General features: G+C 60.7%; 11 protein-coding genes. 8 read left to right on the top strand and 3 right to left on the bottom strand.

The window, feature by feature from the left end; translation table 11 throughout:
* Positions 1–11 precede the first annotated feature (11 nt).
* Positions 12–1523, top strand: a complete 1512-nt coding sequence (locus NW808_RS09495) for an L-aspartate oxidase (protein WP_414421029.1) — start codon at positions 12–14, stop codon at positions 1521–1523.
* Here NW808_RS09495 and gndA read toward each other — a convergent pair.
* Both gndA and NW808_RS09485 read right to left on the bottom strand, forming a co-directional pair.
* Positions 1520–2929 carry an NADP-dependent phosphogluconate dehydrogenase gene (gene gndA / locus NW808_RS09490; RefSeq protein ID WP_414421028.1) on the bottom strand — a complete coding sequence of 470 codons (1410 nt, stop codon included), beginning with the start codon at positions 2927–2929 and terminating at the stop codon, positions 1520–1522. The two genes, NW808_RS09495 and gndA, sit on opposite strands and share 4 nt — an antisense overlap.
* A gap of 90 nt (positions 2930–3019) precedes the next feature.
* Positions 3020–3547, bottom strand: coding sequence for a pentapeptide repeat-containing protein (locus tag NW808_RS09485; protein ID WP_414394737.1), 528 nt, complete (start codon positions 3545–3547; stop codon positions 3020–3022).
* A gap of 38 nt (positions 3548–3585) precedes the next feature.
* Here NW808_RS09485 and larC point away from each other — a divergent pair, with 38 nt between their 5' ends.
* The 4 genes from larC (at position 3586) to NW808_RS09465 (ending at position 9692) form a co-directional block, all read left to right on the top strand.
* The gene (gene larC, locus NW808_RS09480; RefSeq protein WP_414421027.1) at positions 3586–4779 is read left to right on the top strand and encodes a nickel pincer cofactor biosynthesis protein LarC; all 1194 of its coding nucleotides are present in this window, start codon (positions 3586–3588) and stop codon (positions 4777–4779) included.
* A 115-nt stretch (positions 4780–4894) separates the two neighbouring features.
* Positions 4895–6889 (top strand): ABC transporter ATP-binding protein/permease, encoded by a 1995-nt coding sequence (locus NW808_RS09475; protein ID WP_414421026.1) that lies wholly within the window; start codon positions 4895–4897, stop codon positions 6887–6889.
* A 117-nt stretch (positions 6890–7006) separates the two neighbouring features.
* Positions 7007–8788: an NADPH-dependent assimilatory sulfite reductase hemoprotein subunit gene (locus tag NW808_RS09470; protein WP_414421025.1), complete on the top strand. Its 1782-nt coding sequence runs from the start codon at positions 7007–7009 to the stop codon at positions 8786–8788.
* 112 nt (positions 8789–8900) lie between these two features.
* Positions 8901–9692 carry a tetratricopeptide repeat protein gene (locus NW808_RS09465; RefSeq protein WP_414421024.1) on the top strand — a complete coding sequence of 264 codons (792 nt, stop codon included), beginning with the start codon at positions 8901–8903 and terminating at the stop codon, positions 9690–9692.
* Positions 9693–9746: 54 nt separating this feature from the next.
* Here the strand turns inward: NW808_RS09465 and NW808_RS09460 are convergent, their stop codons facing one another.
* Positions 9747–10106, bottom strand: coding sequence for an STAS domain-containing protein (locus NW808_RS09460; protein ID WP_414421023.1), 360 nt, complete (start codon positions 10104–10106; stop codon positions 9747–9749).
* A gap of 106 nt (positions 10107–10212) precedes the next feature.
* Between NW808_RS09460 and NW808_RS09455 the strand changes: the two genes are divergently transcribed.
* The 3 genes from NW808_RS09455 to lgt all read left to right on the top strand — a co-directional run bounded on the left by NW808_RS09455 (position 10213) and on the right by lgt (position 13527).
* On the top strand, positions 10213–11430 hold the full coding sequence (locus NW808_RS09455; RefSeq protein ID WP_414421022.1) for a glycosyltransferase family 2 protein: 1218 nt from the start codon (positions 10213–10215) through the stop codon (positions 11428–11430).
* A gap of 193 nt (positions 11431–11623) precedes the next feature.
* Entirely contained in the window at positions 11624–12316 is a 693-nt protein-coding gene (locus NW808_RS09450) for a response regulator transcription factor (protein WP_414421021.1), read from the top strand.
* Between the two features lie 74 nt (positions 12317–12390).
* Positions 12391–13527 (top strand): prolipoprotein diacylglyceryl transferase, encoded by a 1137-nt coding sequence (gene lgt / locus NW808_RS09445; RefSeq protein ID WP_414421020.1) that lies wholly within the window; start codon positions 12391–12393, stop codon positions 13525–13527.
* Positions 13528–13534 lie beyond the last annotated feature (7 nt).

Below are 13534 nucleotides of genomic sequence, written 5' to 3'. Positions count from 1 at the left end.
GGTTTTGTCCAGTGGTGTCCACGGCTTTCCCGGCGGAAACAGACCTCCTGATCCTGGGAGCAGGGGTGGCAGGGGTCTATGCAGCCCTGTGGGCGGAAGCGGAGGGGGCTAGAGCCCTGGTGGTGAGCAAGGATCCCCTCCCCTCGGGATCCACTCCTTGGGCGCAGGGGGGGGTGGCTTTTCCGCTGGATGCGGCGGATGTGGAGGCCCACCTCCAGGACACCCTGCAGGCAGGCCGGGGCCTGGTGGAGACCGAAGTGGCCCGCTCCATTCTGGAGGAAGCGCCCTTTCACCTAGAGAAGCTTTTGTCCTGGGGGCTCCCCTTCCACCCTGAGCCAGTGCGGGAAGGGGGCCATTCGCGGGCGCGGGTACGCCATCTGGGAGGGGATCGGAGTGGGCTATGGCTTCTCAGAGGCCTGCTGGCTCGCCTGAGCAAGCCGCCTTTGGAGGGCTACACAGCCCTCAGCCTTTTGATGGCAGGGGAGAGAGTGGGAGGAGCCCTGCTCCTCGGGCCGGAGGGCTTTCTTCAGGTAAGGGCGGGGGCGGTTCTCCTGGCTACAGGCGGGTTTGGCAGCCTCTTCCCCCTCTCCACAGCTCCGCCGGGAGCTACTGGCGATGGCATGGCCCTGGCCTGGCGAGCAGGGGCCATTCTCAGGGATCTCGAGTTTGTGCAGTTTCACCCCACCGTTTTGCCCAACGGAGCCCTGGTCAGTGAAGCCGCCCGAGGGGCAGGGGCCGTGCTGCTCAACGCCTGGAGGGAGCGCTTTATGCCTCGCTATGCGGAGCTGGGGGATCTAGCGCCGCGGGATGTGGTGGCCCAGGCAGTGTTCTGGGAGCAGCAGCGGACGGGGGGAGTTTACCTGGACCTCCAAGCTGTGCCCCATCTGGAAGAGCGCTTTCCTACCGTTGTTGCCTCTGCCCGCGCTTTGGGGCTGGATCCCAAAAGAGAGCCCCTGCCGGTTGCTCCCGCTGCCCACTACGTCATGGGCGGCGTGCGAACGGATGCCTTTGGCTGCACGGGCCTGCCAGGCCTCTACGCGGCGGGGGAAGTGGCTTCTACAGGCCTGCACGGGGCAAACCGTTTGGCTTCCAACAGCCTCTTGGAGGGGCTGGTCATGGGCAAGCGGGCTGCCCTAGCTGCCCTGCGGGACCTCCAGGATCCACCGCGGCAGGTGCAGGCTCTACCGCTGCTGACGGCGCCGCCCTCTCTGCTTCCCAAGCTCAGGCAGCAGGTGGGAGAAGCGCTAGGCGTGGTGCGGGAGGGAGAGCAGTTGCGGACTTTTCTGGCTTTTGCAGAGGCCCTACCCCTGGAGGAGAAGCCCTGGGCCAGCCGGGAAGAGGTCGAGGCCGGGAGTTTGCTGCTGCTTGCCCGCCTGGTGGCGCAAGGGGCTCTGTTGCGAGAGGAAAGCCGCGGAGCCCACTTCCGCAAGGATTTCCCCCAAGAAGGAGAGCCTTTCCATACCGAAGTGTGGGGCTTTACGGTTAAGCAGACGCCCCTGGGTCTAGGTGGGGCTTCCCTCTAGGCGCTCCAGGTGTGGTGGAAAACCCCCGGCCTGTCGATGCGTTCAAAGGTATGGGCGCCGAAGAAGTCCCGCTGGGCCTGGGTGAGGTTTTGGGGCAGCTCGGCAGTGCGGTAGCTGTCGTAGTAGGCCAGGGAGGCGCTGATGGCCGGGATCGGGATCCCCAAAGCTGCCGCGGTGGCCACCACCCGCCGCCAGGCTCCCTGCCGTTCCTGGATGGCCTGCTTGAACTCCTCATCCAGAAGCAGGTTGACCAGCTCCGGATCCCGCTGGTAGGCTGCCTGGATTTTGCCCAGGAGGCGGGCGCGGATGATGCAGCCCCCCTTCCAGATGCGAGGGATCTCGCTAAAGGTGTAGATGTAGCCGTGGGCAACGGTGGCTTGCCGGAGCAGCGCCATCCCCTGGGCATAGGAGCAGATCTTGGAACAATAGAGAGCGGCGCGCAGATCCTGAAGGAAGCGGCCGGGATCCCCTTCAAAGGTGGTTCCTGGCCCTTGCAACTGCTTGGAGGCGGCCACCCGCTCTTCCTTCATCGACGAGAGAATGCGGGCCTGCACTGCCGCCTCGATGGTGGGCACTGGCACCCCCAAATCCAGGGCGTCCTTGACCGTCCACAGGCCCGTGCCCTTCTGGCCTGCCTTGTCCAAAATGAGATCCACCAGCGGCCTGCCCGTCTCCGCATCCAGCGTCCCCAAGATCTTGGCGGTAATCTCAATCAGAAACGACTCCAGCTCCGTCTCGTTCCAGGCTTGGAAGATCTCCTGCATCTGGGGTGCCGAAAGCTTTAGCCCCCTGCGCATGAGGTCGTAGACCTCGGCAATGAGTTGCATGTCGCCGTATTCGATGCCGTTGTGCACCATCTTCACGTAGTGCCCGCCCCCTTTGGGCCCCAGGTAGGTGACACAGGGGCCGTCCGGCCCTTGGGCGGCAATTTTGGTGAGGATGGGCTCCAGTAAGTGGTAGGCTTCCAGACTGCCGCCAGGCATGAGGCTAGGGCCGTTGAGGGCGCCTTCTTCCCCGCCGCTCACCCCCATGCCGACAAAGTGGATCCCAGTAGGCTCCAGGGCCGCAGCGCGCCGGTCGGTGTCGCTGTAGAGAGAGTTGCCGCCATCGATGAGGATGTCGCCCGGCTCCAGCAGCGGCTTGAGCTCGTCGATGAGGGCATCCACCGCTGGGCCTGCCTTGACCATGATCAAGATTCTGCGGGGCCGATCCATTTGTTGCACCAACTCCGGCAGGCTGTAGGCGGGGGTAATCTGTTTGCCCTGGGCTCGCCCTTGGATGAACTGCTCGGTTTTGGAGCGGGTGCGGTTGTAGACAACAACTGGAAAGCCGTTGCGTTCGACGTTGAGGGCCAGGTTTTCCCCCATCACCGCCAGGCCGATCACCGCAAAGCTGGGCTTGCTCATGGCTGAGGTACGATCAATGCCTCACCCAATCTAAAGGTCAATCCGGCTGGCGAGGGTCAGGGATCCTGTTTTCTTCACCTTTGCCAGCTTTCAAGGACAGCCGAGACTTGCGCGAGTGGAAACTCCGGTTACGGGATGGGATCCCTCTGCCCGCTGGCACAACTGCCGCAGGGCTGCCCGATCCACATAGGCCTCGCTGAAGTCGGCGCCGGCAATCTGAGCCCCTTCCCAAACGGCCCGCGCGGCGATCGCTCCCCTGAGGTTGGCTCCTCGGAGGTCGGCACCCGCTAGGTTGGCCAGATCCAGCAGGCTGTTGCTCAGATCCGCCCCAGCCAGGTTGGCCCCCGCCAGATTGGCCTTGGTGAAGACCACGCCGGTGAGGTTAGCCCCGTGCAGGTCGGCACCCTGCAGGTTGGCGCTGACAAAGCTGCTGCCTCGCCAATCCTGACGCGACAGATCCTGCCCTCGCAGATCGGCGTTGTTGAAGTTGAGGCGAGTCTGGCCGTTCGCCGCCGATCCCCACAGACCCCACAGCAGCAGCGTCGCCGCCAGCAGGATCCCCAGGGGGATCCGCAGCTGGGATCCCCTCTTGGCTTTTGCTGCCTCAGGACGCTTCAAAGCGCTCAACTTCTTCCGCGAGTTCTTATCATGCTGGTATGAAAGTAGCTTACTTTGACTGCGCAGCGGGCATTGCCGGCGACATGTGCCTGGGGGCGCTGCTGGATTGCGGGGTGCCCCTGGAGTATCTCAACCAGCAGCTCCAGGCCTTGGGCATCGGGGGGGAATACAACCTGCAGGTGAGTCGCGTGCAGCGCTGTGGGCAGCCTGCCCTGCAGGCGGTGGTGGAGGTGCTGGACGGATCCCTGCCCCCTCGCTCCTGGTTGGAGATCCAGGCTTTGATTGCCAGATCCCGCTTGGCTCCTGCGGTCAAGGCCCGCAGCCTCAAGGTTTTCGAGAAGCTGGCCCAGGCAGAGGCAAAAGTTCATCAGGTTCCCCTGGAAAAAGTGCATTTCCACGAGGTGGGGGCTGTCGATGCCCTGGTGGATATCGTCGGCACCTGTGTTGGTCTCGATTGGCTGCAGGTGGAGCAGGTGATCTCTTCTCCCCACCCCATTGGCGGCGGCTGGGTCAGCACCGAACACGGCCAGCTAGCGGTGCCCGTTCCGGCGGTGATTGAGCTGTGGGAAATGGGGCATGTGCCAGTGTTCAGCAACGGCGTGGAAGCCGAGCTGGTTACCCCCACCGGGGCAGCCTTGGCAGTGGCGCTGGCAGAAGAGTTTGGGCCTTGTCCACCGCTGCGGCTGGAAAAAGTGGGGCGGGGGGCTGGCAGCCGTGAGCTGCCCATTCCCAACATCTTTCGCCTTTGGATTGGTCAATCGCAGGGGCATGAGCCGACCGAGATTGTCTCGGTCTTACAAACCCAGATTGACGATCTCAACCCTCAAGTCATTGCCTACACCTGTGAGCAGTTGCTGGCCCTCGGTGCCTGGGACGTGTTTACCCAGCCCATCACCATGAAGCAGGGACGACCAGGGGTATTACTGACGGTCATCTGCCCGCCGGATCGCGTGCTGGAGTGCCAGGATCTCCTCTTCCGGGAAACCACCACCCTGGGCATTCGCCACTCCCTGCAGCAGCGCACCGTCCTGGAGCGGCGGATCGAGCGGGTGGAAACTCCCTACGGCCTGGTGGACGTCAAGGTGGCCTGCCACCACGGCCGCATCGTCAACGCCCAGCCGGAGTTTCGCGACTGTGTGGCCCGCGCCCAAGAGTTCCGCGTGCCGGTGCAGACGGTGTGGCTAGCGGCTCACGCGGCATGGCAAAAGCGGCTGCAAGGGGATCCTGCCTAGCCAGTCGGACTTGCCAGCTAGAGAAGTTGCTCCTGCTGAACAGAGATGGGGATCCCTGGCCTGCTAGCCTGGAAGATGTTGTAAGGCTCCCACGCTCTTGCCGACGGCTGCCAACATGGACTCCCAAACCTATCAGTTTAACTTCGACCGCAAACTTTGGGACCGCTTTATCACCGTAGCTCAGCCATATTTTTACCCGAGGGTGCGCTATGGAGGCTGGATTTTCTTTGGCCTGCTAGCAGCATCCATGGTGTTTGTGGTTGGCCTCATGTTCTTTGTCGAGATTGGGGTAACCCTGGTTGGAAAGGCCCTTTTTCCAGAGTTCTTCCGAACCCTAGCAGCAGGCTTGGTCGAGCAAACAGAGAGAAACCTAGCCTCGCCAGTGCTATGGGTGGCAGCAGCCAGCTTGGCCCTAAGCAGCCTGGCGTTTGGGGTGGTATGGAGGCAGATCCATCGGCGCTGGTTGCAATGGGTGCTCCTTACCTTTTTGCTGTTTCTGTCCCTAACAGTAAACCGGCTCAATGTAATGATTAGCTTTATCTTTCGTTTTATCGACACTGCCCTGCAGCAAAAGGAAGAGAGCACCTTCTGGCAGTTTTTGATCATCTACGGGGTGTTGATTATCTCAGCCATTCCCATCTTGGTGATCTACCGCTATACGCGGCTAAAGCTGGGCCTGTTTTGGCGGGAATGGCTAACCGACTACTTCCTGGATCGCTACTTTGACCGGCGGGCCTACTACGAGCTGGATTCCAACGCTGCCAACACCGAAATCGATAACCCTGACCAGCGCATTTCAGAAGACGTTCGCTCCTTTACTGGCACCACCCTTTCTTTTTTGTTGGATATTCTCGACTCAATCCTCACTCTCTACGCCTTCACCGGCATTCTCTACAGCATTTCCCGCGTGCTGGCGATAGGATTGGTTATCTACGCTACCATTGGCACTGGCATTGCCGTTTTGGCTGGTCGCAGGCTGATTAAAATTAACTTCGATCAACTGCGCTACGAGGCCGACTTTCGCTACAGCCTAGTACACGTGCGAGACAACGCCGAGTCCATTGCCTTTTACCAGGGCGAAAACCTAGAGCTAAGACAGATCCTGAATCGCTTCGCTGCTGCCTTGCGCAACTTTAATTTGTTGATCATTTGGCAAGCAATTATCGATATCTTTCAGTATGCCTATAACTACTTTACCCGCATCGTTCCCTATGTGATTGTGGCTCCCCTTTACTTCAGCGGCGTGCGGGATTTTGGCACCATCACCCAGGCCACCATTGCCTTTAGCCAGGTGCTGAGCGCCCTTTCGATTGTGGCCAACCAGATCCAGAGCATTTCCAGCTTTGCCGCCGGGATCAACCGCCTGGGATCCTTTTACGAAGCTTTGGAGGATCCGGCCCTGCGCCAGCTGCGCCCTCGAGAAAGCGCCATCCAAACCCGCATTGCCCCCCACCTGGCGCTGCAGCATGTTACTTTGCTTACGCCCAATTCGGAACGAACCTTGGTTCGGGATCTGTCCCTAAGTTTGGAGGCAGGCCAACGGCTATTGATTGTGGGGGTCAGCGGCAGCGGCAAGAGCTCCCTGCTGCGAGCCATTGCTGGCCTGTGGAGCAACGGCCAGGGATCCATCGCCCGTCCCGACACCGGCGAGATGCTCTTCCTGCCCCAGAAGCCCTACATGCTCCTGGGATCCCTGCGGGATCAACTCCTCTATCCAGGCCGTCGCCGGGATCTGACCGACGAGGAGCTCCTGCAGATCTTGGCCCAAGTTAACCTCGCTGACTTGCCGGAGCGGGTGGGCGGCTTCGACGTGGAGAAAGATTGGGCCAGCACTCTCTCTTTGGGCGAACAGCAGCGCCTGGCCTTTGCCCGCATCTTAATTACACGGCCCCGCTACGCCATTTTGGACGAGGCCACCAGCGCCCTGGATGTGGCCAACGAAAAACTGCTCTACCTGCAACTGCAACGCCTCAACACCACCTACGTCAGTGTCGGCCACCGCCCCACCCTCCTGGCCTACCACGACCTTGTCTTGGAGCTGCAGGGCAACTCTACGTGGAAGCTCTGGTCGGCGGCAGACTACAGCGCCCGCTTGGGGCTGGCCGGCTAGAGCTTTGAGGCCGGCTGTAAGCGCTACAGCAGGCTGTGGAGAAGCCAAACTGGACGTTGCTGGCAAGAGGTGATACCCTGTTTCACAGGTATTCCGACCGGATTACTGGGGAATTAGATGACCTCCTCTGCCACTTCCGAAGCCAAGCGCTCCAAAGTAGAGCACATCAAGGCTGAAAGCAACTTTCTGCGGGATCCCTTGCAGCAGGAGTTGGCCCAAGACACCACCCACTTCAGCGAAGCGGCGGTGCAGGTGCTCAAGTTCCACGGTGTCTACCAGCAGGACGACCGGGATCTGCGGCAGCAGCGGAAGCAGGAGGGACTGGAGCGGGCCTACCAGATGATGCTGCGCACCCGCATCCCGGGGGGGCATGTGCCGCCACAGCTCTATTTGACCCTAGATCGGCTGGCCGATGAGTACGGCAACGGCACCTTGCGCGCCACCACCCGACAAACCTTGCAATTACACGGGATCCTGAAGAAAAATCTCAAGACCACAGTGGCCAGCATTATTCGGCAGATGGGATCCACCCTGGCTGCCTGTGGAGATGTCAACCGCAACATCACGGCGCCAGCTGCCCCCTACAAGAACCGGCCTGCCTACCGCTATGCCCAGGAGTATGCGCGCAAACTGGCAGATCTCCTAGCGCCGAAGACCTCTGCCTACTATGAGATCTGGGTAGATGGGGAGCCAGTTCCCATCCCGCCGGTGGATCCGGAAGTCCGGGAAGCCGAGCAGTTTGTCGGCAATGGGGTAAGGCTGGAAGGGCCGGAGCCTCTGTATGGCCCAGTCTACTTGCCCCGCAAGTTCAAGACCGCCATCACCGTGGCTGGAGAGAACACGGTCGATATCTACGCCCAGGATCTGGGCCTAATTGTGCTCACCGACCGCAAGGGCAACCTCAAGGGCTTTAACATCGTGGTGGGCGGAGGGATGGGGCGCACCCATGGCAAGGAAGAGACGGAGCCCCTTTTGGCCCAGAAACTCTGCTTTGCCCTGCCGGAGACGGTGTATCGGGTTTGCCAGGCGGTCTTGGCCGTGCAGCGGGATCACGGCAACCGCTACGACCGCAAGCAGGCGCGGCTGAAGTATCTTGTGCGCGACTGGGGGATCCGCAAGTTTCGCCGTGTGGTCGAGCAGTACCTGGGGGAGAAGCTATTGCCCTTCCGGCGCATGCCTAAGTTTGTCCCCAACAGCGACGACTACCTGGGCTGGCACGAGCAGGGGGATGGCCGTTGGTTTTTGGGCATCTCTATTGAAAATGGCCGCATCCAAGATACGCCGGAGCGGCAGCTCAAAACAGCCCTGCGCAAGATTGTGGAGGAATTTGCTCTCCACCTGCGGCTTACCTCCACGCAGGACGTGATCCTCATCGACATCGAGGAGCACCAGCGGGAGGCCATTAACCAGACCCTCAAGTCTCATGGAGTCCCCTCCAAGGAGGAGATCCCAGAGCTGGTGAGGCTGTCCATGGCCTGTCCGGCGCTCCCCACCTGTGGCCTAGCCATCACCGAGTCGGAGCGGGCTCTGCCCAGCTTGATTCGCCAGTTGGATCAGGTGGTGCAGGAGCTGGGGCTACAGGACTCGCCCTTTTTGGTGCGCATGACCGGCTGCCCCAACGGCTGTGCCCGCCCTTACTTGGCGGAGCTGGGATTGGTGGGATCGGCCCCCGATGGCTACTACCAAATCTGGCTGGGGGCCAGCCCGCGAGGGGATCGCTTGGCCCAGCCGTTTCAGGATCGGGTGCATGTTAGCCAAATTGTGCCCCTGATGCGGATTCTCCTGCAGATCTACAAGCAGGAGCGCCAGCCCCAAGAGCGCTTTGGCGACTACTGCCACCGGGTGGGGATCCCCTACCTGCAGGCCCAGGTGCAGCAGCTCCAGCAGGTTCAAAGTTAAGGGAGCTGCCCTTCATGGAGGTCAAAACGAGTTCCTAAGTCTAACCGAGAGGCTGCTGGGCTTCCAGAGGAGCGAATGATAGAGTACAGAGAGATTCTGTGCGAGCTCCTTCATGCCTCAGTCCAAACCTGACAAATCGCCCCTCCGCAAATTCCTAGAAGCCCTAGTGGCGGTGGTCGGCCTAGCGATATTCTTGGGCTTCTCCTTTGGTCCTATCCTCCAGGCACTGGGGCCTTCAGACTCGCAGGACACCGCTAGCTTGGTTACCGAACAACTGCGGGCCCAGGCGGATGGCTATCGCGCCGTGCTGGAACGGGAGCCGGACAACCCCATTGCCCTGCGGGGACTGGTCGACACGCAACTACAGCTCAACGAGCCGCAAGGGGCAATCGAGCCGCTGAAGAAGCTAGTGGAACTGGAGCCGGAAAATCGGCAACTGCGAGCCTTTTTGGCTCAAATTCAGCGGGATACGGGAGATTTTGAAGGAGCATTGGAGCAGCTCCAAATCCTCTACGACAAGGATCCCAAAGACGGCCAAGTGCTGCAGCAGTTAGTGGAGGTACAGCTAGCCCTGGGCCGCACCTCTGAGGCTATTGCTCTGCTGGAGAAGCATCTGGAAGCAGCGCCCGCAGATCGCGAGGCCCGCTTGCGCTTGGCTTTCGCTTATGCCCGCAACGACCAAACGGAAAAAGCCACAGCCCTCTACGACGAGTTAATTGCGGAGGATCCCAGTGACTATGCCCCAATCCTAGGCAAGGCGATGGCCCTTAGCTCCGCCACTGACGAAAACCTACGGGCAAAAGCCCCTGAGCTATTTGAGCAAGCAGCCCGCCTGGCCCCGCCCAAGGTGCGGGAGGAAATCCGGCAACAGGCCAAGCTCTATGCCCAAAGAAACCAGCCTTAGGCTGTAGAGAGTCAGGGGACTGCTGCCTGAGGATGTAGGTAGCAGAACTTGCAACTAGCCGTCCCCCTTATAGGCGTCGGAGAGATTCTTGAGAGCCACTTCCACCGACGGATAAGTCTCGAAGAGAGAGTCCAGACGGGTAACCTTGAGAACCAGCTTGGCTCGTTCTCCTAGGCCGCAGAGCTTGAGATGACAGTCGGCGACGGCGCAGGCGCGTCTTGCCCACACCAAAGCCGAAACCCCCCTGCTGTCGATCCGCGTGACCTGGCTCAGATCCAGCAAGAGGTGCTTGGGTTTCTTGGCGAGAATTTGACTCAGCTCTTTCTGCACCAAAGCACGCTCCAGCTGTCCTGCAGGAAGCTTGACGAGGGCGACAAGGGATCCCCCGGGGCTAAGCTGAGTGGAAACGTCCACAAGGGGCTTAGAAAGAAAAAGCCGAGGGCAAGGGTCACATTGATCCTGAACCAAAGCCACCGGCTTGGGCCTTGCTGGGCAACTTGGAGGTAGGAAGGTAGCTCTAATGGATACGCACGCGATCCCGATGGAGGATGCAGCTGCCTTGGGTTTGTTGGCCCTACAGCTGCCGATGGCGGCGGTGTTGCTGGCCCGGCTGCTGCCCTCTCTGTGGCGTCCTTCTCCTCTTCCTCCTGGTCAACCGGGGATCCCTTTTCCGCCGGGCTTGGTCAGCGTCTTGCTGCCTACCCTCAACGAAGCCGAGCGCCTGGATCCCTGTCTGGAAGGGCTGCACCAACAGGGATCGGTCGTGCGCGAGGTACTGGTGGTGGATAGCTGCTCCCAGGATGGCACCCGCGAAAAAGTGCTGCAGATGGCCAAGCGGGATCCCCGCTTTCGCCTCTTGACCGACGATCCCCTGCCCAGCGGCTGGGTGGGTCGTCCCTGGGCGTTGCACTACGGATTTCTCCATGCGGATCCCGCTTCTGAGTGGATCTTGGGCATTGATGCCGATACCCGCCCCCAGCCGGGCTTGGTGGAGCGCTTGCTGGAAACTGCCCAGGCCAAAGGGCTGGATCTCCTCACCCTGGCGCCGCAGTTTATCCTGCAGCACTGGGGGGAAGGCTGGCTCCAACCAGCTCTTTTGGCAACCCTAATTTACCGCTATGGAGCGCCAGGGGACACTGCTACTACCCTGCCAGAGCGGACGATGGCCAATGGGCAGTGCATGTTGGTGCGCCGCTCGGTGCTAGAAGCCATGAACGGCTACACGCTGGCGCGGGCCTCCTTCTGCGACGATGTCACCCTGGTGCGGCAGATAGCGGCAGCCGGCTTTAAGGTAGCTTTCTGCAACGGTCGGCACCTGCTCAAGGTGCGCATGTACACTTCTTTGGCCGAAACTTGGCGGGAGTGGGGCCGATCCCTGGACTTGAAAGATGCCACTCCTGCAGCTCAACTGTGGGGGGACATCGCCCTACTTGTGCTTACCCAGGGGATCCCAGTCTTGGCGGTTGGGGGGCTGGGGATCAAAGCTGGGCTGGGGTTCCCCTTTTCCCTAACGGAGCAGGTGCTGCTGGGTCTTAACCTGGGCCTAGTTGCCTTGCGACTGGGAGTCCTTGTGGGCATTCGCGGCTCCTACCAAGATCCCCCCTGGACGTTTTGGGCTTCGCCGCTGGCGGATCCCTTGGCCGTCCTGCGAGTGATCCTGTCGGCCCTTAGCCGCCCTCGCTCTTGGCGCGGGCGCACCTACTCGTCATCAGCCGAGCGTAGGAGGAGTGGGGGTTAATCTAAGTGTTCGCCACCCTCGGTTTCGGGGATAGCTGGGAGATCCTGTAGCTGCAGCAAATCTCTCCTTCAGGCAGCAGCCGCTTGGGGGACACGTAGCTGGCGTAGGCTTCACGTTACCCCGCCTGTCAATCCCTACGGCTAAGGTATGCTGGTGGGCAGGGAGCCGATTTCCCGCCTCTTCTGGAGAGAATATGCCCGAGCCGGAATCCTCCTCTGCCCACATTCTGGTGATCGAAGATGAGGCCAAGTTGCCCCGTTTCCTGGAAACTGGGCTGGCCCATGAAGGGTACCGAGTCAGCGTGGTCGGCGATGGCACGGCGGGGCTGGCGGCAGCCCGCACCCAAAACCCCGACCTGGTGCTCTTGGACTGGATGTTGCCCGAGATCTCGGGGTTGGAAGTTTGTCGCCAGTTGCGCTTGACGGGCAACCGCGTGCCGGTGGTGCTAATGACGGCTAGCGATGAGGTGGCAGCTCGGGCGGCAGCACTGGAGGCTGGGGCGGATGATTATGTCGTGAAACCCTTTAGCCTTCAGGAGCTACTGGCGCGGATACGGATCTATTTGCAGCACCCCAAGGGATCCCCTAATGGCCAGTTGGTGTTCATGGATCTAACGCTGGATCCCGTGACACGGGAGGTGAGGCGGGGAGAGCGCCAGGTGGAGCTGACCGCTAAAGAATACGAGCTGTTGCGCTACCTCATGGAACATCCCCGCCAGGTGCTCACCCGCCAGCAGATTCTGGAGCATGTGTGGGGACATAACTTTGCAGGCGACTCTAACATCATTGAGGTTTACATTCGCTACTTGCGTCTTAAGATCGAAGCTCTAGGAGAGAAGCGCCTCATCCAGACGGTGCGCGGGGTAGGCTACGTGTTGCGAGACTAAGAGCGCAACCAGAAAATTCGTCCTACTGGCGCGGCGTGGAAGCTAACTGCTGGAACTAAGTTGGGGGATTGGGGGTGCAGAGCGTGCTGGGGATGAATCTACGGGGTACTGAGCTGCTAGGCCTTACTTTTAGCTCGCCCGGAGAATTTGTCTTCCGCTTTCCCCCCAGCACTCCCCTGGTGGGCGGGCTAGGTTTGCGCTGGTACGGCCTGCTGATGGGCATTGCCGTGTTGGTTGGCCTAATCCTGACCAAAGCCCTAGCGGAGGCCCGTCACCTTGAGAAAGAGCCGGGCAAGGCCAGCGAGCGGGTCGAGGCCCTGGCCCTGTGGCTAGTGGTGTCGGGGTTTCTGGGCGCCCGACTTTACTACGTCCTCACCCATTGGTCAGAGTTCCGAGACAACCCCCTCTTGGCCTTTGCCATCTGGCGGGGAGGCATCATCATCCACGGTGGGATCTTGGCAGGGGCGCTTGCCCTTTACCTCTATTGCCGCGCCACCGGGATCAACGGGTGGAAGTACGCCGATGTGATTACCCCCGGCTTGATCTTAGGCCAAGCCATTGGGCGCTGGGGCAATTTTTTCAACTCCGAGGCCTACGGTGCCCCCATTCCTCCTGACAGCAGTTGGCCTTTGCGGATATATATCCCTCCCGAGGCCCGCGAGCCGGAACACAGCCAGTTTGAGTTTTTTCACCCCATCTTCTTTTACGAAAGCCTCCTTAACCTGGTTCTGTTTGCCCTCTTGATGGGGATGTTCTGGCGCTTTCCCAAGCTTAAGGATGGCACTTGGGTCTGGACCTATGTCGTCGGCTACAGCCTGATTCGCATCCCCTATGAAATCTTACGCGTGTCGGCGGTGGCCTATCTGCCGGGAACTTCCGTTAAGGCTGCCTATGTGGCCAGCGCCGTAGGCCTAGTGCTCGGGATCGGCATGCTAATCTACATGTACCGGCTGCGCTTTGATCCCGACCTGGAACAATTAGCCGCTTGGCTAGCCGAACAAGCGGGGCTGGAGCTGGAAACAGCCGCAGACCTTGTGCAGCGGGCCTGGGCCATCCAGCAACAACATCGCCGTGCCGACTTGCTGGATCGCGTCACCCTAGCCATGCCCCATTTTTCCAGCGCGGTTGCTCCCCACCTCTCTTTGGGCCAGCGGGAGCTATTGATGCGGCAACTGCTCTGCCGTCTGGAAGGTCGGGACTCAGGCCAGTAAACTCCCC

Source organism: Synechococcus sp. W70.1 (assembly GCF_047461515.1).
Lineage (GTDB): Bacteria > Cyanobacteriota > Cyanobacteriia > Thermostichales > Thermostichaceae > Thermostichus.
The sequence above is the reverse complement of the archived record's forward strand: the minus strand, read 5'-3'. Positions and strand labels throughout refer to the sequence as shown.